This is a genomic window from Paenibacillus sp. J22P15, assembly GCF_056269345.1.
In genome coordinates this window covers 165,761-185,732 of sequence record NZ_JBWDNT010000006.1, presented here as the reverse complement: position 1 = coordinate 185,732, position 19,972 = coordinate 165,761, and the positions used below count along the sequence as shown (strand labels likewise).

23 protein-coding genes are annotated in these 19,972 nt (G+C 46.0%); 19 read left to right on the top strand and 4 right to left on the bottom strand.

The features are described 5' to 3' along the window. From AC0YN6_RS15760 to AC0YN6_RS15730, 7 genes are all read left to right on the top strand, one after another. On the top strand, positions 1-453 hold the full coding sequence (locus AC0YN6_RS15760; RefSeq protein WP_475747978.1) for a VanZ family protein: 453 nt from the start codon (positions 1-3) through the stop codon (positions 451-453). A 59-nt stretch (positions 454-512) separates the two neighbouring features. Further along, positions 513-1,574 carry a histidinol-phosphate transaminase gene (gene hisC, locus AC0YN6_RS15755; protein ID WP_475747976.1) on the top strand — a complete coding sequence of 354 codons (1,062 nt, stop codon included), beginning with the start codon at positions 513-515 and terminating at the stop codon, positions 1,572-1,574. 23 nt (positions 1,575-1,597) lie between these two features. Then, positions 1,598-2,011: a hypothetical protein gene (locus tag AC0YN6_RS15750; RefSeq protein ID WP_475747974.1), complete on the top strand. Its 414-nt coding sequence runs from the start codon at positions 1,598-1,600 to the stop codon at positions 2,009-2,011. Between the two features lie 188 nt (positions 2,012-2,199). Continuing rightward, positions 2,200-2,805 carry a TetR/AcrR family transcriptional regulator gene (locus tag AC0YN6_RS15745; protein WP_475747973.1) on the top strand — a complete coding sequence of 202 codons (606 nt, stop codon included), beginning with the start codon at positions 2,200-2,202 and terminating at the stop codon, positions 2,803-2,805. A 6-nt stretch (positions 2,806-2,811) separates the two neighbouring features. Beyond that, complete coding sequence (locus AC0YN6_RS15740) at positions 2,812-3,195, top strand: DMT family transporter (RefSeq protein ID WP_475747972.1); 384 nt, start codon at positions 2,812-2,814, stop codon at positions 3,193-3,195. A 1-nt stretch (position 3,196) separates the two neighbouring features. Further along, complete coding sequence (locus AC0YN6_RS15735; RefSeq protein ID WP_475747971.1) at positions 3,197-3,520, top strand: DMT family transporter; 324 nt, start codon at positions 3,197-3,199, stop codon at positions 3,518-3,520. 130 nt (positions 3,521-3,650) lie between these two features. After that, positions 3,651-4,328, top strand: coding sequence for a serine/threonine protein kinase (locus tag AC0YN6_RS15730; protein ID WP_475747970.1), 678 nt, complete (start codon positions 3,651-3,653; stop codon positions 4,326-4,328). 67 nt (positions 4,329-4,395) lie between these two features. On the opposite strand, the gene AC0YN6_RS15725 is transcribed toward AC0YN6_RS15730, so the two are convergent. Next, complete coding sequence (locus tag AC0YN6_RS15725) at positions 4,396-4,602, bottom strand: hypothetical protein (protein ID WP_475747968.1); 207 nt, start codon at positions 4,600-4,602, stop codon at positions 4,396-4,398. 290 nt (positions 4,603-4,892) lie between these two features. Between AC0YN6_RS15725 and AC0YN6_RS15720 the strand changes: the two genes are divergently transcribed. The 7 genes from AC0YN6_RS15720 to AC0YN6_RS15690 all read left to right on the top strand — a co-directional run bounded on the left by AC0YN6_RS15720 (position 4,893) and on the right by AC0YN6_RS15690 (position 11,322). Next, on the top strand, positions 4,893-5,312 hold the full coding sequence (locus AC0YN6_RS15720; protein WP_054025489.1) for an RrF2 family transcriptional regulator: 420 nt from the start codon (positions 4,893-4,895) through the stop codon (positions 5,310-5,312). A 73-nt stretch (positions 5,313-5,385) separates the two neighbouring features. Further along, positions 5,386-5,697: a thioredoxin gene (gene trxA / locus AC0YN6_RS15715; RefSeq protein WP_054025488.1), complete on the top strand. Its 312-nt coding sequence runs from the start codon at positions 5,386-5,388 to the stop codon at positions 5,695-5,697. A 282-nt stretch (positions 5,698-5,979) separates the two neighbouring features. Continuing rightward, positions 5,980-6,762, top strand: coding sequence for a glycosyltransferase family 2 protein (locus AC0YN6_RS15710; protein WP_475747967.1), 783 nt, complete (start codon positions 5,980-5,982; stop codon positions 6,760-6,762). Between the two features lie 57 nt (positions 6,763-6,819). Further along, on the top strand, positions 6,820-7,164 hold the full coding sequence (locus tag AC0YN6_RS15705) for a DUF2304 domain-containing protein (protein WP_475747966.1): 345 nt from the start codon (positions 6,820-6,822) through the stop codon (positions 7,162-7,164). Next, positions 7,164-7,508, top strand: coding sequence for an EamA family transporter (locus AC0YN6_RS15700; protein ID WP_475747965.1), 345 nt, complete (start codon positions 7,164-7,166; stop codon positions 7,506-7,508). Before AC0YN6_RS15705 ends, AC0YN6_RS15700 begins: the two co-directional genes overlap by 1 nt. A 32-nt stretch (positions 7,509-7,540) precedes the next feature. Then, positions 7,541-8,803, top strand: a complete 1,263-nt coding sequence (locus tag AC0YN6_RS15695) for a phospholipid carrier-dependent glycosyltransferase (RefSeq protein ID WP_475747964.1) — start codon at positions 7,541-7,543, stop codon at positions 8,801-8,803. A 140-nt stretch (positions 8,804-8,943) separates the two neighbouring features. Next, positions 8,944-11,322 carry an S-layer homology domain-containing protein gene (locus AC0YN6_RS15690; protein ID WP_475747963.1) on the top strand — a complete coding sequence of 793 codons (2,379 nt, stop codon included), beginning with the start codon at positions 8,944-8,946 and terminating at the stop codon, positions 11,320-11,322. 135 nt (positions 11,323-11,457) lie between these two features. Here AC0YN6_RS15690 and AC0YN6_RS15685 read toward each other — a convergent pair whose 3' ends face one another. Next, positions 11,458-11,601 carry a hypothetical protein gene (locus AC0YN6_RS15685; RefSeq protein WP_475747961.1) on the bottom strand — a complete coding sequence of 48 codons (144 nt, stop codon included), beginning with the start codon at positions 11,599-11,601 and terminating at the stop codon, positions 11,458-11,460. 330 nt (positions 11,602-11,931) lie between these two features. Between AC0YN6_RS15685 and ychF the strand changes: the two genes are divergently transcribed. The 3 genes from ychF to prmC all read left to right on the top strand — a co-directional run bounded on the left by ychF (position 11,932) and on the right by prmC (position 15,744). Further along, on the top strand, positions 11,932-13,032 hold the full coding sequence (gene ychF, locus AC0YN6_RS15680) for a redox-regulated ATPase YchF (RefSeq protein WP_475747959.1): 1,101 nt from the start codon (positions 11,932-11,934) through the stop codon (positions 13,030-13,032). Between the two features lie 245 nt (positions 13,033-13,277). Then, entirely contained in the window at positions 13,278-14,348 is a 1,071-nt protein-coding gene (prfA, locus tag AC0YN6_RS15675; RefSeq protein ID WP_475747957.1) for a peptide chain release factor 1, read from the top strand. A gap of 439 nt (positions 14,349-14,787) precedes the next feature. Then, complete coding sequence (gene prmC / locus AC0YN6_RS15670) at positions 14,788-15,744, top strand: peptide chain release factor N(5)-glutamine methyltransferase (RefSeq protein ID WP_475747955.1); 957 nt, start codon at positions 14,788-14,790, stop codon at positions 15,742-15,744. A 588-nt stretch (positions 15,745-16,332) separates the two neighbouring features. Here the strand turns inward: prmC and AC0YN6_RS15665 are convergent. Then, complete coding sequence (locus AC0YN6_RS15665; protein WP_475747954.1) at positions 16,333-16,770, bottom strand: carboxymuconolactone decarboxylase family protein; 438 nt, start codon at positions 16,768-16,770, stop codon at positions 16,333-16,335. A gap of 108 nt (positions 16,771-16,878) precedes the next feature. Further along, the gene (locus AC0YN6_RS15660; RefSeq protein ID WP_475747953.1) at positions 16,879-17,751 is read right to left on the bottom strand and encodes an RNA polymerase sigma-70 factor; all 873 of its coding nucleotides are present in this window, start codon (positions 17,749-17,751) and stop codon (positions 16,879-16,881) included. Positions 17,752-17,935: 184 nt separating this feature from the next. Here AC0YN6_RS15660 and spoIIR point away from each other — a divergent pair, with 184 nt between their 5' ends. Beyond that, entirely contained in the window at positions 17,936-18,691 is a 756-nt protein-coding gene (spoIIR, locus tag AC0YN6_RS15655) for a stage II sporulation protein R (protein WP_475747952.1), read from the top strand. A gap of 125 nt (positions 18,692-18,816) precedes the next feature. Further along, positions 18,817-19,878 carry an L-threonylcarbamoyladenylate synthase gene (locus AC0YN6_RS15650; RefSeq protein ID WP_475747951.1) on the top strand — a complete coding sequence of 354 codons (1,062 nt, stop codon included), beginning with the start codon at positions 18,817-18,819 and terminating at the stop codon, positions 19,876-19,878. The last annotated feature ends 94 nt before the right edge of the window (positions 19,879-19,972 follow it).

Genomic DNA, 19,972 nt, shown 5'->3' with positions numbered 1-19,972 from the left:
ATGCGGAGGGATACGAATGCCATATTCAGAAGCTCGCTGCTGAATATGTTGATTACCGCCCTTGCTCTTGGCTACGCATTAATGATGTGCTGGCTGTTGTTTTACCGTCATCGTTATTTTGGCGACGGCTACAACTATAATATAGTTCCGTTGTATACGATAAAAAAATATATTGTTCATTATGATCATTTTAACTTTGATATCTGGTTCAAAAATTTATTCGGTAACATCGTTTTGTTCATCCCGATTGGCATGTTCTTGCCCTTATTAAATAAGAAATATTTGAAAGTAATTAGACTTACCGCTGCCTCCATCATGCTGATCACGATCGTTGAGCTGACTCAGATGCTGACACGAGTGGGCAGCTTCGACATTGACGATATCATTCTTAATACATTTGGAGCGCTGCTCGGATTGTTGATGACTAAGCTTGTCGTTCGCCGGACTCTGTAATTCAGTAAACCGTTAATGATAAAATAAAAGAAATGTCTTTACGAAAGGAAGAATAACCATTGAGTAAATTTTGGAGTCCATTGACCGCTTCGCTGGTGCCCTATGTTCCAGGCGAACAGCCTAAGGATAAAACGTATATTAAGCTGAATACGAATGAGAATCCGTATCCGCCATCTCCGAAGGTGATCGAAGCCATCAAGGAAGCGGCAAATGCAGATTTGCGGCTATATCCCGATCCTACATGTGAGGATCTTGTGGAAGCGGCGGCCTCCTATTATGGATTGCGGCCTGAGCAAGTATTTGCAGGCAACGGTTCCGATGAAATATTAGCTTTTGCGTTCGCAGCTTTCTTTGATCCAGCTAAGAAGTTACTGTTCCCTGATATTACGTACAGCTTCTATAAGGTGTATGCAAAGCTGTATGGCTTGCAAACAGAGCTTATTGAACTGGACGAGCAGTTTAATGTACAAATCGAGGCATTTCATCAGGACAACGGCGGCATTATTATACCGAACCCGAACGCGCCAACGGCTCAATTGCTTCCGCTAGAACAGATCCGTACACTGCTTGAGAGCCATCCGAATCAGGCTGTCATCATTGATGAGGCATATATCGACTTCGGAGGTCAATCAGCGGTTGAACTAATTAAGGATTACCCGAACTTGCTAGTCGTCCAGACGCTCTCCAAATCACGTTCATTGGCAGGACTTCGCGTCGGTTTTGCGCTGGGCAGCGAAGAATTGATTGATGGACTGAATCGGATCAAAAATTCTTTCAATTCCTATACGATTGACCGACTTGCTTTAGCTGGTGCTATCGCTTCGTTCAAGGACGATGCCTATTTCCGGGAAACGACAGAAAAGGTTGTTGCGACACGTGAGAGAGTAACGGAACAGCTTAAGGAGTTAGGTTTTGTAACAACGGACTCGAAGGCGAACTTCGTATTTATTTCGCACAAGACGATTGCAGCTAACGATATTTTCCAGCAGCTGCGAGACAAGGGAGTGCTCGTTCGGTACTTCAATCAGCCTCGCATTGATGAATATTTGCGGGTAAGCATCGGAACGGATGAAGAAATGGACGCTTTTATTCACGCGCTGCAAGAAATCGTAGGCGAGTAATGGAAGAGGTCACGAGGGAGCAGGTGTTAATTCGGCAGTCCATGCGATGGGTGCTGTTATTGAGTGCCATTTATGCTGCAGTAAGCAATATGTTTCTGTACACAGCTTATTTCTATAGTAGAATTGTGGGGATGAGTGAAATCATTAGCGCGATGCTGATTATTGCATTTGCTCTGCCCATCGTAAAGCTATTTCGAAATCAGCATTGGTATTTTCCAATCTTCATTTTCTTGTTCTGGATTCCATTTAGCGTTTTGCTTGCATTTGTGCTGAGCCAGATGCTTCCATTATCGGACAATACGGTTGATTTTGGACTGCTGCTCGTCTATTTTCTTATTTTAAATGTGATTATTACGCTGCTTGGCATCGCATTAGGCATGATCGTTAATGCAGGTTTGGTGCTGTGGAAGAGATTCAAACGTTCGCAAAATCTGTAATTCATAAGCCAAACATGATCTCCGATGAACTGGAGCATGTTTGGCTTTTTTTAATATAGGAAAGTATAAGTTTCACGCTTATACCTACGCCTATCTTGACTTTTTGCTAATTCCGTCTTAAAATTCGTTAAACTAACGTTCGTTAGGTAGATGCGAATAATACGAACGGTTAGATCGGAGGGGGAAATATGAGTGTTGAGCCGACTACAGCGGAACGAATTAAGCTGGCTGCGCTGACGATGTTTACGGAGTCGGGTTACGAAGGAGCGTCCTTGTCAGAAATTGCTAGGGAGGTTGGCATTAAGACGCCGTCCATTTATGCGCATTATAAATCTAAAGAGCAGCTGTTCTTGCAGTTAATCCAGGAAGTGATTGTTGAAGAGCATAAACAATTTATAGAGCTGCTTCAGAACATGGAACAGGAGCCGGTTAAACAGCAGGTGTATCGATTGTTTGCGTTTTTCACTGATCTCGATCAATTAACGACGGGTCAGGCTTTTTTGAAGAAGACGATGCTCGTACCTCCAAGGCATTTGAGGGAGCAGCTCAAACGTGATTTTTTGCAATATGAGTATGAACTGAATAAAGGAATTATTAGCGTGCTGGATAAAGGCGTCTCACAGGGGCTGTTTGACCGTGAGGAGGAAGAACGATTTATTGCTGTCTTTTACGCTTGCGTGGATGGCATTCTGGTCGAAAATCAAATATATGACGCAGAGCTGTTTGAAAAAAGGAAGCAACTGGTGTGGCAATCACTATGGCAGCTTTGGACGATGACAGCAAGAAAGGATTGATTGATCATGCAGTGGGTCTATTTATTGTTAGCGGGGTTTCTTGAGGTAGGCTGGACGTTTGGACTTAAATATTCTGAGGGCTTTACCGTACTCGTTCCAAGCATCATTACCTTAGTGCTTATTGTCATAAGCTTTATGTTGTTTGCCCGCGCAATGCGGACGATCGAAATCGGCGTCGCTTATGCCATGTTTACAGGAATCGGAACGGTGGGTACGGTTATAGCGGGTATCCTTGTGCTGAACGAGCCAGCTGACTTCTGGCGCTTGTTCTTTATCGCAATACTAGTAGGCGGCATCGTAGGACTTAAGCTTGTATCCAGCGATAAGCCTACACCTGATACAACCCCAGTAAGCGCAAGCGGCACAGACCATGAAAAGGTGGGTTCATAAAATGGCTTGGATCTTTTTAATCATATCAGGCTTAGGTGAGGTCGCTGGAGTTACCTTTATGAAGCTCTCCGATGGCTTTAAGCTATGGAAAGGGACTGTAGGAGCGATATGTGCTGGTTTCATAAGCTTCTTCTTTCTATCTAAAGCCTTGATGACGATCCCAATTAGTACAGCGTACGGGATCTGGACGGGAATTGGCTCCATTGGCAGTGTGGTGCTCGGCATGATTATTTTTGGCGAGTCGAAGAACTGGCGCAAAATGTTGTTTTTAGCGATGATTATTTCAGGAGTGATCGGATTAAAAGTTGTAGGCGGCGGACATTAATATGAAGAACATTAAAGAGACTGTGCTCATAAGCTGAAAAGCTTCATGGCACGGTCTTTATTTTTGCGGCCGCTGGTCTTACAATGAAAGGAAAGCAGGTATGCAGATAGGGAGAAGAGGAGTATTTACTATGGAGGAGAAGCAGTTGAATGCGTTTATTGCTCTGATGGAGCGGTCATTGCTCTCAGAGCTTGTGCTCGACAGCGTAGACCCTACTAATCCAATTAGAGTTGCGGAAACGCCGCATGGCTGGAAGCTGCTTGGGGCTGGCAATTACGCGGGTGTATTTACACATCGCGATCACTCGGATATTGCTGTGAAAGTTTACGCGCCAGGCCGAGACGGCTGGGAAAGCGAATGTGAGGTTTATCGGCGAATTGGCAATCATCCTGCCTTTTCAACTTGTTACCATGCTGGAGAGTATAATGGTCATTATTATCTGATTCTAAAGCGATTAAAAGGAAAAACCTTGTATCAATGTATAATTGATGGAGCAGCAATACCAACCAAAGCGATAGAAGATATTGATCAAGCACTGGATTATGCGAGGTCGCGCGGCTTGTTTCCGCATGATGTGCATGGGAAAAATGTAATGATCAAGGATGGACGGGGCATCGTGCTCGATATTTCAGATTTTTTGAAGGAAGAGCCCTGCACGATGTGGGACGACTTGAAAAAAGCTTACAATCGCATTTATATGCCTTTTCTTTCTAAAAAACCGATTGCTGTTCCTGAATGGGTGCTGAATGGCGTCCGCAAAGGCTACCGCTTTATGCGAAACTCTTCAATTGTAGGACGCTCGTCCTAAACGAAAGCGCCAAGCAGCGGCTGCCCTGTGGGAAGCCGCTGCCTTGGCAAAGCTTTGCCGTACATTATTACTCTTCGTCAAACGCGTCAAGCAGCGTCTTGGCGCGGTCGGCATCCTTTTTAAGCACATGAATCCGTTTCAAGGAATTGCCTTCATCGGTGATTTTGGATTTCAATCCATTTGTTTTGAAATGGGCATGTAACCGGTCAATGAGCTCTGATCTAGAACCTCCTTCGGTACGAACAGATATCCATCGATTCCAAAATAAAGCCATTATTCGTCACCTCCTTAAAGCTTTACATCGTAAAACTAGTGTAGGAAGCATCATATGTCCTTCGGTTTCAAAGGATCAAACCAAAAAGGATCCACAGTTCATATTTATTCAGTGGACACATTCAAACATGACAGAAGACGAAAAAATAGTTTGCCAGCTATCCAAAATCTGAGGGCGAATAACGATATAAGCGATGCCGTATCCTAAGGTAGCGGGAGGGTGACCTGACTATTGACAAACTTAACTGTAACGGATAAAATTACAGTACAAAGCAGGGAGGCCCTTAAACAGTGAACAGCGAATTTACGATTGCCGTACACAGTCTCGTTTACTTGGCTTATTTACCGGAAAGAATGGCTAGCAGCGACATGATTGCCGAGAATGTCGGCACGCATTCTGCTCGTGTTCGCAAAGTAATGGGTGGTTTACGCCGCAGTGGGTATGTAGATACGCGCGAAGGCTCAGGAGGCGGCTACAGGCTGACGATTGATCCGAGTGTGGTAACACTGGCTGATATTTATCGAGTGATGGCACAAGGCTCACTTATTCCGAGCTGGTGCTCGGGCAATCCAGAGATGGATTGTGTCGTTGGATCGAACATGAATCAAGTGATGTTTGGTATATTTTGTACGGCAGAGAAGCAATTGGAAAGTCATTTTAGCGCGATAACTATCCAGGATGTGTTGAAGCAAATTCATGCATGCGGTTAGTAAATGATGTTTCAATAAACGGTGAGACGGGTATTCCCTTTATCATACACATTGTTTGGAGAGGATGATTGAAATGGCAGTAGCATTGACGAAAGAAAACTTTAACGAGTCCATTCAAAACGGCGTTTCCCTTGTAGATTTCTGGGCACCTTGGTGCGGACCTTGCAAAATGCAGCTTCCGATCGTTGAGGAGCTTTCAGCTGAACTGGAAGGTCAAGCAGTAATTGCTAAAATTAACGTTGACGAACAGCCAGAGCTAGCTTCGCAATTCGGAGTTATGAGTATCCCTACATTGATTTTGTTTAAAGACGGTCAACCCGTTGACAAAATGGTTGGCGTACAATCGAAAGACGCTTTGAAAGCAAAAATTTCCGGCCAAATGTAAGCAACATTTTGAATAAAAGTTCCGTCTTAATATCGTCTGGTATCAGTGAGTAGCTGGTGTCAGACGATATTTTTTTTCTGAAAGCTATCATTTTCGCTTAAAAAATATTGGTAGAATAGTAATTAATTGTTTATGGCGATCCCAACCTGATTAAGCGAAACTTAAGGAAATATTAAGTGAAAGTACCAACCTTATCTGTTGCTTTATACTAATTATGTTAGTAGAATTAATATAATTGTACGCAGAAGCGTACCCAACTTTGATTTATGGAGTGGTGATGTAGTGAACGCAGTTAGTACGAAAAAGGACAAAACGGTTACCGGCGAGTCCCTGCGGCAAGGTCTGACATCTTCAAAAATATTGATCATTATTCCTGCCTATAATGAAGAGCACAGCATAAGTAATGTTATAGATGATGTTAAGAAGCATTGTCCGTCTGCTCATATTTTAGTAATTAATGATGGCTCGAAGGACAGGACTCGTGAAGTAGCCGAAGCAAATGGAGCGTCTGTCGTTACACTTCCTACCAATTTGGGAATTGGCGGCGCTATGCAGACGGGATATCGTTATGCACATCGTTATGATTATGACGTAGCCGTTCAAGTGGATGGCGATGGTCAGCACAAAGCAGAGCAGCTTCATCTTATTTTGGATCCGGTGCTTAGCGGCAAAGCAGACCTCGCGATTGGCTCGCGATTTATTGAACAAACGGGTTTCCTGTCCTCAGCGACACGGAGAGTCGGAATAAAGATTTTGTCGACAATTGTAAGTGCAATGACACGCAAGCGTGTACTAGATGTGACATCTGGTTTCCGCGCCGCAAATAAACGAGCGATTGCTGTATTCCAAAGCGATTATGCGACAGACTATCCTGAAGTCGATTCGATCGTTCTTATTCATCGCAGCGGACTTCGTACAAGCGAGGTAGCTGTTGTCATGGAGGCTCGCACGGGCGGAACTTCATCTATAAATGCAGTGCGTTCAGTGTATTATATGGTTAAGGTTACTTTGTCGTTGTTCATTCGCAGCTTGAAGGCAACGAAGCCAGTCGAGGTTCAGTCATAAAATTGCTTACGATGTGAGTTTGCTTCTAAGATATGCAAACTTTAAGGAGGATACACCATGCAAGCCTTGTGGATTATCACAAGTGTAGCTTTTTTGTTCGTGCTCATTATGTTAATTAACCGGAGATTGCTCCGTGAGCAATATTCCATGCTGTGGCTGTTGTTCGGTGTAGTCATGCTGATATTATCAGTACGTGTTCAAATTATCGATACGTTAGCTCATGCAATTGGTATTGCTTACGCGCCGGCATTGCTATTTTTGGTCGGTATTTTGTTTTGCATTATGCTTATTTTACATCTTACAGTTATCGTATCGAAGTTATCCGAGAAAGTTATACGTCTAACACAAGAGCTTGGAATTTTGCATCACGAGCTACATGAACGCAAAAGGTCGGATTCATAATGGCATATATCGTATTACTTTTGAACATTTTATTGCTTGTGTCAGGCCAATTGTTATGGAAAGCCGGAATGAACAAGTTGGATACGGCGAAAGGCGACACTTGGATATCTTTATTGTGGTCGCCGCATATTTGGTCAGGACTTGTTTTGTACGGAATTGCCACAGTGTTGTGGCTGTACGTGCTCAAGAAGCTGCCGCTCAGCTTAGCCTATCCGCTGCAAAGCTTAGCTTATGTCATCGCGCTGGTTGCAGCTGTCTTTATATTTAATGAGTCGGTGCCGTTGCAGCGTTGGATTGGCGCGGCAATTATTCTGACGGGTGTAATCGTACTCGCTTGGAAATAAGCCGTTTTATTTATTGAGGAGGATCAATTTACGTGGTCGAATGGGTTAGGAAAAACAAAGCATGGACGATAGCGATCGTTCTTATTTTTTTGCTTGCCCTATGGCTTAGGGCAGACTTTCTTACTTCAGTCAAACATAATATATCGCATGATTCAAAGTATTACGATGAGATGGTGCATCGGCTGCTAGATAAAGGAATATATGCCTATAAGGAAGAAGTTCCTAATGCGCGCGTAACGCCTGGATACCCATTGTTTATGACTGCTATGTACGTAGTCGCTGATCAAATAGGCGTAGAACCGTTTCCGCTCATACGCTGGGTTCAAGTGCTATTCAGCTTAGCGACATTGGCACTTATCTATATGATTGCGATGCAGGCGACGAAGAACAAATGGGTTGCGATCGTTGCTCTTTTTATTAGTGCGGTTTATCACCCCTTTATTTGGGCGAACGGAGCCATTCTGACAGAAACGCTCGCATTGTTTTTCTTAATGGCTTACCTATCTATGCAGCTGTACGCATTTCATACGGAACGCAAGCGTGATGCTGCATTCGCAGGTATATTATTAGGCCTTACAGTGCTTATTAGAGCGGAATTTCTACCTATATTTGTACCGTTGTACGGTTTGTTTCTTCTTCAAAAATGGTACAAGAAGAAATCAGGTACAAGAGCAGAGGCAACAGACAAGTGGGCAATATTCAAAAAAGTATTATTGCTTGGTGTTATTACAGGGCTTTGTCTTTCGGCTACGATGCTGCCTTGGTGGATTAGGAACGTCGTTACATTAAATGAGTTTGTTTTGACAGCTTCACAAACCAATCCATTCAAAGCGGGCACTTACCCGAATAAGGATTATACGGACAAGATCGTTGATCCAACGGGACTGACGCAGGATGAAGTCGCTTGGGCGCGTATTAAAGCAGGCTTCACACAGGAAACCTGGAAATACGTAAAATGGTATACAGTCGGAAAGCTGAAATATACGTACACGCATATGTTCTTTGGATCAGGCCATTCTCCAATATATAATGCCTATCCCAAAGTAGCTGCTTTGCACCTTCTGATCATCTACAGCGCTATTATTCCGTTGCTGGCGCTTGTGTGGAGATGGAGACACCCAGCTGCAATGCTGGCCGTGGTCATCTTCGTTATGACGATGATTAGATTGGTATTTGTGCCAGAGTATCGTTATAACTTTACTGTTATGCCGTTGTTTATTATTTTGTCCACTTGGCTTGGTATTTATATTTTACAAAAAATATGGGCTTATATCGGACGTGGAAAAACGGCTTAGCAGCTTTAAATGTACAATAGTAAGAGACTGACTTTTGGACATATGTCCGGGTCGGTCTTTTTTTACTTATTCTGCAACTTCCATAATGTATGGTGCGTCTAATTTATGAATAAATTGGAAAAGCATTGGAGGGTGAAGCAGTGAAGAACAATAATCGAAAGAGGTTTGCAGTCATGCTGTCAACAGCGATGCTGATGAGCATATTGCCGTCATCGGTATTTGCTGAGAGCGCAAGCAAGTCTATAGGGGCGAGCACAACAGCACAAGCAGTGTCTTCGTCGGAAGGAGATAAGATGGAAGAAGTATTTGCAGCTCCGGTTGATGTAGCGATAACGAAGGAGAAGGCAGAAGCACTGGCGAGGCAGTACGTCAGCGTTCCTAAGGAGTACGTGCTCCAAGGAGCTAGTCTCAATATGGAAGTGATGGCTGAGGGCAAACGCAACGCTTGGGGACTCGACTTCGTGAAGAAAGTGAACGGCAAGCATCTGGGAAGCATTTACGTTCGTATTCATGCGGACAACGGTCAACTGCTCGAGTTCAACTCTTATACCGATAATCCTTCTGCCAAACCTACGTATCCGCTTAAGGTTGAGCGTGATGCAGCGCAGCAAATTGCGCTCCAATTCATTGATAAAATAGCAGCCGGTTATAAAGGGCAAATTCAATATAATTCAGATTACGGTGTTCAGCTGCTTCCTCCATTAACGGGAGAAGTTGTGCATTCACTTCGATATGATCGCTTGGTCCACGGTATTCCCTATGTAGATAACTACATAGAGCTCGAAGTAGATAGCGAAGGGCATGTTCGGAGGTTCTCGTTGCAATGGGATGATACGATTAGCTTTCCGAAGATGGATGTGAAACTTACCGCTGAGGAGGCAAATGACAAGCTGCGGGCGATTGCTGCTCCGCTGCTATCCTATATTGTGCCTTACAATATGCAGGGGAAAAGAAAGCCGCTGCTGAGCTATGAGCTTCAGCCCATAACCATTGATGCTGCTACTGGTGAGCAGAAGGAGCAATGGAGCGATTATTACCGGTCAGGAAAGATCTCTGAAACAGCTGTGTCCGAGAAACCGCTGGGTGAGGAGCCTAAGTCGGGAGCAGTTACGGAGAAGCAAGCTATTGATGCGGTAAAGGCTGCTTTTAAACTGCCTGCCGGAGCGGAGCTGAATGGCTCCAATTACAGTGAAAATAATAATGAAAATTCCGGAGTGACAGAAGCCTATTGGCAGCTGAATTGGACGGTAAAAAAGGAAGGTAAGGAGATTGGCTCAGCTTCTGCCTCAGTTAACGGACGCACGGGAGTTGTTCGTCAATTTTATTCTTATCTTTATAATGGGCAGAATAAGTCCGCGCCTCCAGCGGTGACACTTGAACAGGCTTCTAACGCAGCGGTAGAGGCTGTGAAAAAGCATTTGCCATGGTTGACCGATGAGCTCTATTTCGTGAAGCCAGATCCGAAGCAATTTGAGGGGCTTGATGCAGGGGAACCCCGTCGCTACAATTTCAGTTTCATACACAAGATTCACGGGGCGTCGATACAATATGACAATGTTAATCTGACCATCGATTCAAGTACAGGAGAGATTGTTAATTACGATGCACAGCTGTCGAGCTTTGATTATCCAGCTCAAGCGCCTGTTTTAATAAAAAAGGAACAGGCTGTTGCCAGCTGGCTCGATTATTATCGCACGCAGCTCACGTACCGACTTGTGCAAAATTATACATTTAACGGGCAACCCATCCCGATCGAGAAGTATAAGCTGATGCTTGCTTCAGGCGAAATACGAGGCGACGAGGTGGGCAAGACAACAGAAGCAGAGCTTGTCTATCAACTTGTACCTAGGCTGATTGATGAGCAGCTATTTCTTGATGCAGAGTCGGGGAGCTGGCGAAATCGGGAGTCGGGTGAAATTACTCAGCTAGTGAAGCAGAAGGCTCAGGATATTGAGGGACATTTTGCGCAGCGTCAGCTTGAGCTTATGGTGGCATACAAGGCGCTTGATGTGAAAGATGGTCTAGTGCGTCCGAACGAGCCCGTTACACGCGGCGAGCTTATCAAAATGCTGGTACTTGCGCGCAGCAGCGGACGTTCGCCGAGCACGATGTCGGCTAAACAGCTTGCTGGTGAAGCATCATTTAATGATGTAGCTGCTGACTCTAGTTTTTTCCTTTATGTAGAGAGCGCTCTGGAGCAAAATTTAATTGATGTTGGCGACGGCTCCTTTAATCCAAGCGGTAAAGTATCGCGTGATGAAATGTCGGAACTGATCGTACGAGCGCTTGGTTATAATGCACTCGCGAATTACGATCATATTTTTAAAGCATCATTTAAGGACTCCGCTCAAATTGAGAACAAGGGCCAGGCGGCAATTGTCGTTGGTCTCAAGATTATGAGTTTATCAGACGGCAAGTTTTTGCCTAAGAAGCAGGTGACGCGAGGCGAAGCTTCGGTAGCATTCTTCCGTTATCTTCAGTCACGCGCTGAACTTCAGGAGGCTCCGCTCCGAATGTAATATCATATCCAGAGGCCTGGATTCTGCGAGCGAAGCGGTAAGCTGCTTGCAGAATCTAGGCTTAATTTATTTAAGGAATTTGGCTAGAGTTACATGCATGTGTTTGTTTCACTGGACTAAAGGGATAAACTGCTGTTAATCAGTTTTTTTCTTTTTCGAGGAAAAATTTGTGACAGACTTCGCATCCTCGATCGTATCATTGACGAAAGCCATATCCTGATTTTTTGCTTTCATATTCGTCGTTCCTTTGTAATTCCCCTTATGATTCTGATTTTCCATAAGATTGCCTCCTCTAATTTTTAGTGCTCCTACGCACGGTTTAAGCCAGCGCTACCATAGTATTTCCGCAGCCCGGGTAATCATTCTGGGCAGATGGCTTGATCGCGGAAAGCTGCAAACCACATGCCGGATATTTGTTCTAAAAATGGCTAAATAATCGGTAAGGATGTATATAAATCCGCTTTGTTATTTTTTAGTGAAAAGCGATCAATTGTCATTGAAGTCGGTAAATGCCGTTTGTGCTTGAAGGATGGCACTTTCAATGTAGGTGACGCTGGGGTATAATAGCTGGAGTTGTTTACTTTCGGGAAAATAGGGGTGTCTTATAGCATGGCATTGAAAGCTGGAATCGTCGGTTTGCCAAACGTAGGCAAATCAACATTGTTTAACGCAATTACACAAGCAGGGGCAGAATCTGCCAACTATCCTTTTTGTACAATAGATCCTAACGTCGGCGTGGTTGAGGTGCCGGATGAGCGTTTGAACAAGCTGGTTGAGCTTGTCGTTCCTAAGAGCATTGTGCCAACGGCATTTGAATTTGTTGATATTGCCGGTTTGGTTGCGGGTGCGAGCAAGGGCGAAGGCCTAGGCAATAAGTTTTTGGCGCATATCCGTGAGGTAGACGCAATCGTTCATGTGGTTCGCTGCTTCCAAGATGAGAATATTACGCATGTATCGGGTAAAGTAGATCCGATCAGCGATATCCAAACGATCAATTTGGAGCTTATTTTGGCGGATATTGACTCCGTAGATAAGAAGATTGAACGCTCTCGTAAAAACCTTAAAGGTGGAGACAAAAAGGTTGCTCAAGAAATCGAAGTGCTTGAACGCATCAAGGAAGCGTTGTACAACGATATGCCTGCGCGCAGTTTAGAGCTGAGCGATGATGAGAAGCTTCTTGTTCGTGATCTGCATTTGCTGACGATGAAGACGGTATTGTATGCCGCTAACGTAAGCGAGGAAGAGGTTTCGGATTCTGAAGGCAATGAGTATGTGCAAAAGGTACGCGAATTCGCGGCTGCAGAAGGCGCAGAAGTTGTGCCGATCAGCGCGAAGGTTGAAGCGGAGATTGCTGAGCTTGAAGGCGAAGACAAAGAAATGTTCCTTGAGGAGCTTGGCATGTCGGAGTCTGGCTTGAACCGTCTAATCAGTGCTGCTTACAAGCTGCTTGGTTTGTACACGTATTTCACAGCTGGCGTACAAGAGGTTCGCGCATGGACGATTCGCAGCGGAACGAAAGCGCCGCAAGCGGCTGGCGTTATTCATACGGACTTCGAACGCGGATTCATTCGTGCTGAGGTTGTTTCCTTTACTGATCTTGCAGCTGCTGGTTCGATGGTAGCGGCTCGTGAGAAGGGTCAAGTTCGCCTTGAAGGTAAAGAATACGTCGTACGTGACGGCGATGTTATCCATTTCCGTTTTAACGTGTAAATAATAGGGGAATAATAGAGCCCTGTAAGTGCATTATTGCGCTTGCGGGGCTTTCTTGCAGTTTGCTTGTGGTCTTAATGCCCGGTAACCATTGGTTTCTGCTTAGCATATGAAGAATAGAACGGTTGCTGAAACTGAAATTGGGCATGATTAGCTGGCTGTAAATCGAAACCAGCAGTCGATAGAAATTCGTTAATATGGTATAATGAACATTATCCTAATGGAATAAACAGAGGTGAATGATCGTGTTTGACCGTTTACAAGCACTCGCAGACCGGTATGAGAAGCTGAGTGAGCTATTGTGTGATCCGGATGTATCCAGTGATCCCAAGCGGCTTAGAGAGCTTTCCAAGGAGCAGTCAGATTTACAAGAGGCATATGATGCCTTTACGGAATATAAACAAGTTACCGAGCAGCTGAACGATGCTAAGTTGATGCAGGCTGAGAAACTCGATGACGAAATGCGTGAAATGGTTAAAATGGAAATCGACGAATTGAGCAAGCGTCAAGCTGAGCTTGATGAGACCATTCGTGTCGTACTATTGCCGAAGGACCCGAATGATGATAAGAACGTTATCGTTGAAATTCGCGGTGCTGCTGGCGGCGATGAAGCAGCTTTGTTCGCATATGAGCTTTATCGTATGTATACGAAGTTTGCAGATGCACAAGGCTGGCGTGTAGAGCTTATGGACTTCAGCGAGAATGACGTTGGCGGATTCAAAGAGGTTATCTTTATGATCAACGGCAAAGGCGCTTACAGCAAGATGAAATTCGAAAGCGGTGCACATCGCGTGCAGCGTATCCCAGTAACGGAATCCGGCGGACGTATTCATACATCGACTTCTACGGTAGCGGTTATGCCTGAGGTTGAAGATGTAGAGATTGAAATTTTCGACAAGGATATTCGAATTGATACATTCTGTTCCAGCGGTGCAGGCGGACAATCGGTTAATACGACGAAATCTGCGGTACGTGTATTGCACGTTCCAACAGGCATCATGGCTACTTGTCAGGATGGCAAATCGCAGAATGAGAACAAGGCGAAGGCACTTGCGGTTCTTCGTGCACGTATTTCCGACGTTCGTCGCCAAGAGGAAGAAGCAAAATATGCAGGCGAGCGTAAGAGCAAGGTTGGTACGGGAGATCGCAGTGAACGTATTCGTACGTACAACTTCCCGCAAAGCCGTGTAACCGATCACCGTATCGGATTGACGCTGCATAAGCTGGATGCTGTTATGAACGGGGATCTAACAGAAGTTATTGCGTCCCTGACGATTGCTGAGCAAGCTGATCTTATGGAACGTGAAATGGCTTAACCCTTTGCGCTGGGCTGCTGTTTGCTTATAATAAGCAAACAGTGGTCCGGCGTTTTGTTCGGTTTGGGGCAGAGAATGCCGCCAGAGGCCGTTTGGTGAAAGGGTTTAGGCTAGTTTGACCGCCGACGCGTGACCGAGCACCGCGTGCCGCGATGGCACCGCGCGCGGTGCGGAAAGTTGGCATTGATATGCAGTGTTCGATGTAAGTGAAACTCGATATAGAGAATAGTGATTGAGAGCTTGCTAACTATGCAATAAAGCATACTCTGCTTTTCTGTTCCCGGCGCCCTATACCAACCTACCCAGCGTGCTCCCAATCTACTGTCAATACGATTTTCGGCTCTAATATCGTGTTGCAAGTAGATTAGCAGCAGTTGTTTTTGTCGGAATGCGGTATTCGGATGGAGAATTAGTTTTTAAATAGAGAGGGCGATACGGAATGAGCAAGCATACGGAGGAGCAATGGTTTGTTGAGCCGTTAACGCTGCGGCAAGCTTCTGTGCAGGCGACCGCGATCCTGCAGTCGGAAGCAGTGGAGGAGCCTCGCAACAATGTAGAGATGCTGCTCATGCATCTGCTTCATTTGGACCGGGCTGCGCTGCTTCGCGATGGCATGGAGCCGTTTCCTTCTGAGCGGTTAGCGGAATGGGAAGGGCTCATACGCCGCAAAGCAGCAGCGGAACCGGTTCAATATATCATCGGCGAGGGATGGTTTTATGGCAAGCCGTTTACGGTTACGCCGGCAGTACTCATTCCGCGTCCCGAGACGGAGCTGCTCGTCGAGGCGGTGCTTGAGGCGGCGGATCTTATCTGGCCCCCTGCGCTGATTGCAGGGGATGCACAGACGCCGACGATCATCGACGTCGGCACAGGCAGCGGCGCCATCGCCGTAACGCTAGCTTCGCAGCGTCCCGCATGGCGCGTATGCGCGTCCGACCTATCGCCGGACGCGCTGGCAGTCGCCCGCACGAACGCGATCCGCCATGAAGCGGCGGATCGGATGAAGTTCGTGCAGGGCGACCTGCTCATGCCATTTATACATGGGCATGAGCAGAGTGAGCTGCAGCACGACGAGCTTCGCATCGACGTGCTCGTATCCAATCCGCCGTACATACCGGCGGCGGATATGCAAGGGCTGCAGCGCGAAGTCCGTGACTTTGAGCCGCATCTCGCGCTGGAAGGTGGGCCGGACGGGTTGATACCGTACCGCCGCATGCTGGAACAGCTTCCGCTGCTCGCGCAGATGCCTCGCATCGTCGCTTTCGAGCTCGGCATAGGTCAGCCTCGCATTGTAGCAGACATGCTGCGCGGCATGTCGCATTGGGATGACATTCGCATTATCAGCGATTACGCTGGAATTGAGCGTCATGTCATTGCGTCGCGCAAGGACAAATAAAAAGAATGCCTCGGTGTTTTATCTCCGAGGCATTATTTTTTTGTTATGGCTCTTATTGGGGGGAGAGTGTCTGCCTCGTCTAAATCAGGATGCTTGAATACACTCTATCTGCCCTGTGAATTCCCCGCAAACAGTGGAATGAGCAGCAGCCTATTGTATTAACTACAATAGAAACCTGACATGACAGCCCCAATACGGGCTACATTGCAGAAAGTACAATAGAATCAGGTTGCTGAGTGGATAACGGGGCGAAAAAGGACAATTCTATTGTACAAACTACACTGTAGCCCATGTATCGAATGTTGAGAAGTGTCTCGACTGCACACACTACACTGTAACCTAGTCTCGAATGTTGATTAGTGTCTCGACTGCACTAACTACACTGTAGCTTGGTCTCGAATGCTGAAAAGTTACTCGTTTGCACAAACTACACTGTAGCCTAGTCTCGAATGTTGAGAAGTGTCACGACTGCACAAACTACACTGTAGCCTAGTCTCGAATGTTGATTAATGCCTCGACTGCACAAGCCACACATTAGCCTCGACTCTAACCCTGTCCCACCGCCGAGCACTGCTTTACCCGCTAACCTTACTCTGGCATCATGTTCGTGCTTATCGCAATGCGGTTCCATGCATTAATCGTTACGATAGCCATAATGATTTCTCCGATTTGAATGCTGTCGAAATAACGAGCAACCTCTTCATACACGGCATCAGGCACATGCTCCTTCGTGATCACTGTGACACATTCCGTCAAGGCAAGTACTGCTCGCTCCTCCTTCGTAAAGTATGGGGTATCCCGCCAAGCGCTCAGAGCATAGATTCGCTGCTCGGTTTCTCCTAGGCTTCTGGCGTCCTTCGTATGCATGTTGATGCAGTACGCGCATCCGTTTATTTGCGATGCGCGAATTTTAATTAATTCCTGCAGCTGCTTGTTGATGCTTGTAGTGCCCAGGTATTTCTCCAGCCCACTCATAGCTTGATAGGCGGCGGGAATTTGTTTGGCAATAAGGACTCTTTCGGTCATGGTATTCATTCTCCTCTGCATTTTGTATGGTTTGTTCTCATCATCTAAGACAAAGCAGAGTCCTCGGTTGTGACAGCGGTCAAAAGATTTGATTTTTTATTTGATCTGTTAATCAACCTGAACATGCTTCAGCTTGTCAGGGTTCAACATTACAAATATCCGCTCTAACTTCTGCCCTGAAGCATCTAGCTGAAAGCTGATCACACTTCTTGGAGCACCGGCCTTCATAACAATGACACCGACTTGCCCGTTAACGACGGCGAATCGGTGACCATCTCCCATAAAACTTTTTGGTATAACGCCTTTCAAAAAGGCAATAACGCGCTCTCTGCTTATAATAGCGAAGATAGCCGCACGCACCTTGCCTCCCCCATCAGATATAAGAATTGCTTCTTCCGTGAGCATGGATATTAACTTATTGAAATTTCCAGAGGCAGCAGCCTCCATAAAGGCAGCTGCAAGCGGCTCAGCTTTGGTCTGATTTATAGGCAGCTGTGTCCGTTCTGCCTGGAGCTTCTCCTTGGCTCGGCTGTATATTTTTCGGCAGTTGGCCGCTGTTTTATGCAAACAGGAAGCGATATCCTCGTAATCATACTGCAAGGATTCTCTAAGAATGAACACAGCACGCTCCACGGCTGTAAGCTGTTCAAGCATAACTAGCAGCGCATAGGAAATGGTTTCATGCTCCAAGTAAAGCTCTGCGGGGTCTTGCTTGGAAGTGCTGACATCTGGCTCGGGGAGCCAGTGACCAATATAAATCTCTTTTCTTTTACGTGCTGATTGGCTGAGATTGATAGAACGATTCGTGATCATTCGTACAAGATAAGCTTTTTCATTCTGGATCTCACTGCCGTCTAGAAGACTGTAATCTGCAAGTACATCTTGTACTAAATCTTCAGCCTCGCTAAACGTGCCTAGCATCCGATATGCAATCGAATGGAGCAGCGGTTTATAAGAAGAATAGGTTTTTTCAAAATCCATTTAGCATCTCCTCTCCTTATTATTTCCATGTTCATAGTTTACTAATAGCTCGTACGAGAGATGATAAAAAAATAGATAGATTGCTAGGTTTATATAATCCGTTTGTCGGACATAATGACGGATAGATACGTTCCGGAACGCAAGCAGACGCACTGACGGGTGCGACGAGAGGAGCTTGTGTTATATGTCCAGCCATTATTCTATTCATTCCTATTCTAATATTTCTAAGTCTACTTCTTCTCATTCGAGTAATTCAAATAAGCTTGCTTATCGCAAATCATATGGCTTTATTATTTTTGCAATTATCGTTCTCATTATGAGCTGGGAAGCTCAGCAAATGGATGCTGCGGTCGCAGGCGGGCAAATTCCGCAGGAAGCGATTCGCCTTCGTATATTAGCCAACTCCGATAATCCTGCTGATCAAGTCGTGAAGCGTCTTGTTCGGGATGAAATCGTTAAAGCGATGAACAGCTGGGTGACAGGTCCTCAAACGATTGAGGAAGCACGCCAGACGATTATCGCTAATATGCCAGAGATTGAACGTATTACAGCAAAGGTACTGGAGAGCCGTGGTTTTGATTATGAGTTTTCAGCAGAGCTTGGCATGGTTCCATTCCCAACAAAAATGTACGGTAATGAAGTTTACCCGGCTGGCGAGTATGAAGCACTTCGTATTACGCTTGGTGAAGGTGCTGGTCAAAACTGGTGGTGCGTGTTGTTTCCGCCGCTGTGCTTCATTGACGCTGTAAGCGGAGAGGCATTGGCAGCGCCTAAAGCTGAGACTGAAGCCGTTGCCGCAGATGCTTCGACAGTGAAGACAGCCTCGCTGGAAACTGTTCCTGCTGACGCACCAATACAAGGAGAAGCGCCGGAAGCAAAGTTTTTTCTTTGGGAAATGATCAAATCTTTCATCGATTGGATTAAATCATTGTTTTCATAAGAAACGAGAGCTGCGCCTTGAATGGTGAAGACGCAGCTGTCGTTTCTGCTCGTTTATGGACGCTTATGCTATAATAAGCGAAAGACTAGACCATTTCATTTTGAAGCAAGGATTGAAGGATAGAGATGACGATAACAAACGTATGGCACGTGAAGCAGGCTCATGATAATCAACTGCATAGGGAGATTTCGGAAGCTGCGAATCATTTAAGAGAAGGCGGCCTGATTGCTTTCCCGACAGAGACTGTTTATGGGCTTGGAGCAGATGCAAGATGTACAGCGGCAGTCGAACGAATTTTCACTGCAAAGGGGCGTCCATCGGACAACCCCTTAATTGTGCATATTGCTGATCGAAAGCAACTAGATGAGCTAGTGCTGCCGTATCCAGCGCTGGCCTCGGCGCTTATGGACCATTTTTGGCCGGGACCGCTTACCATTGTGCTGCCGGTTCGTGATCATGTGCTCTCGCCGCTCGTGACCGCAGGGCTATCTACCGTGGGTATTCGGATTCCGGATCATAGAACGGCGCTTGCATTGCTTGAGTTGTCAGCGTGTCCGGTTGCTGCGCCGAGTGCAAATCGGTCAGGAAGACCAAGCCCTACGCTCGCCGAGCATGTACTCGAGGATTTAGATGGGCGCATCGATGGTCTTGTGGATGACGGCGCGACGGGTGTCGGTTTGGAATCGACTGTAATTGAGCTCAATGGCGAGCATGGTATCCGTATTTTGCGACCAGGCGGAATTACACTTGAAGCGCTGCGGGCAGCTGTACCCTCTGCGATAATCGAGAGCGGTTCGGTAGAAGAACCAGAGACAGCTCCGCGTTCTCCGGGCATGAAATATACGCATTATGCACCGCAGGGTGAGCTCGAGCTTGTACAGGGAGACTCTGAAGCTGTCGTAGCTTACATTCAAGAACAGGCGGCAGACGCGAGGGCGCGCGGTGAGATAACGGGTGTGCTTGCCTTTGAAGAGAGGCTGCAGCGATATGAAGCAGACCTCGTATTGACCTTAGGAAGTGAAGCGGAGCTTGGCGAAGCCGCGCATCAGCTGTATGCAGCATTGCGTAATTTTGACGGAGCTGGTGTGCAGCGCATTTGGGCAGAGGGCTGCGATGAGATGGGCATTGGCGCAGCGCTAATGAATAGACTTGTTAAAGCGGCAGGTAACCGAATAACTCGTGTATAGGTGGAAATTGTGCAATTGTTTTAGAATCATACTTTTAATAATAAATTAGCTTGATGCAGCTGTAGTATGTTTGTCCTCATGTCCGCATATGTTT

Bases quoted from the DNA above. Each gene is read 5' to 3' on its own strand.
- AC0YN6_RS15760 (WP_475747978.1), top strand. From the start codon at position 1: ATGCGGAGGGATACGAATGCCATATTCAGAAGCTCGCTGCTGAATATG.
- AC0YN6_RS15745 (WP_475747973.1), top strand. From the start codon at position 2,200: ATGAGTGTTGAGCCGACTACAGCGGAACGAATTAAGCTGGCTGCGCTG.
- AC0YN6_RS15740 (WP_475747972.1), top strand. From the start codon at position 2,812: ATGCAGTGGGTCTATTTATTGTTAGCGGGGTTTCTTGAGGTAGGCTGG.
- AC0YN6_RS15735 (WP_475747971.1), top strand. From the start codon at position 3,197: ATGGCTTGGATCTTTTTAATCATATCAGGCTTAGGTGAGGTCGCTGGA.
- AC0YN6_RS15730 (WP_475747970.1), top strand. From the start codon at position 3,651: ATGGAGGAGAAGCAGTTGAATGCGTTTATTGCTCTGATGGAGCGGTCA.
- AC0YN6_RS15725 (WP_475747968.1), bottom strand. From the start codon at position 4,602: ATGGCTTTATTTTGGAATCGATGGATATCTGTTCGTACCGAAGGAGGT.
- trxA (WP_054025488.1), top strand. From the start codon at position 5,386: ATGGCAGTAGCATTGACGAAAGAAAACTTTAACGAGTCCATTCAAAAC.
- AC0YN6_RS15705 (WP_475747966.1), top strand. From the start codon at position 6,820: ATGCAAGCCTTGTGGATTATCACAAGTGTAGCTTTTTTGTTCGTGCTC.
- AC0YN6_RS15700 (WP_475747965.1), top strand. From the start codon at position 7,164: ATGGCATATATCGTATTACTTTTGAACATTTTATTGCTTGTGTCAGGC.
- AC0YN6_RS15685 (WP_475747961.1), bottom strand. From the start codon at position 11,601: ATGGAAAATCAGAATCATAAGGGGAATTACAAAGGAACGACGAATATG.
- ychF (WP_475747959.1), top strand. From the start codon at position 11,932: ATGGCATTGAAAGCTGGAATCGTCGGTTTGCCAAACGTAGGCAAATCA.
- prmC (WP_475747955.1), top strand. From the start codon at position 14,788: ATGAGCAAGCATACGGAGGAGCAATGGTTTGTTGAGCCGTTAACGCTG.
- AC0YN6_RS15665 (WP_475747954.1), bottom strand. From the start codon at position 16,770: ATGACCGAAAGAGTCCTTATTGCCAAACAAATTCCCGCCGCCTATCAA.
- AC0YN6_RS15660 (WP_475747953.1), bottom strand. From the start codon at position 17,751: ATGGATTTTGAAAAAACCTATTCTTCTTATAAACCGCTGCTCCATTCG.
- spoIIR (WP_475747952.1), top strand. From the start codon at position 17,936: ATGTCCAGCCATTATTCTATTCATTCCTATTCTAATATTTCTAAGTCT.
- AC0YN6_RS15650 (WP_475747951.1), top strand. From the start codon at position 18,817: ATGACGATAACAAACGTATGGCACGTGAAGCAGGCTCATGATAATCAA.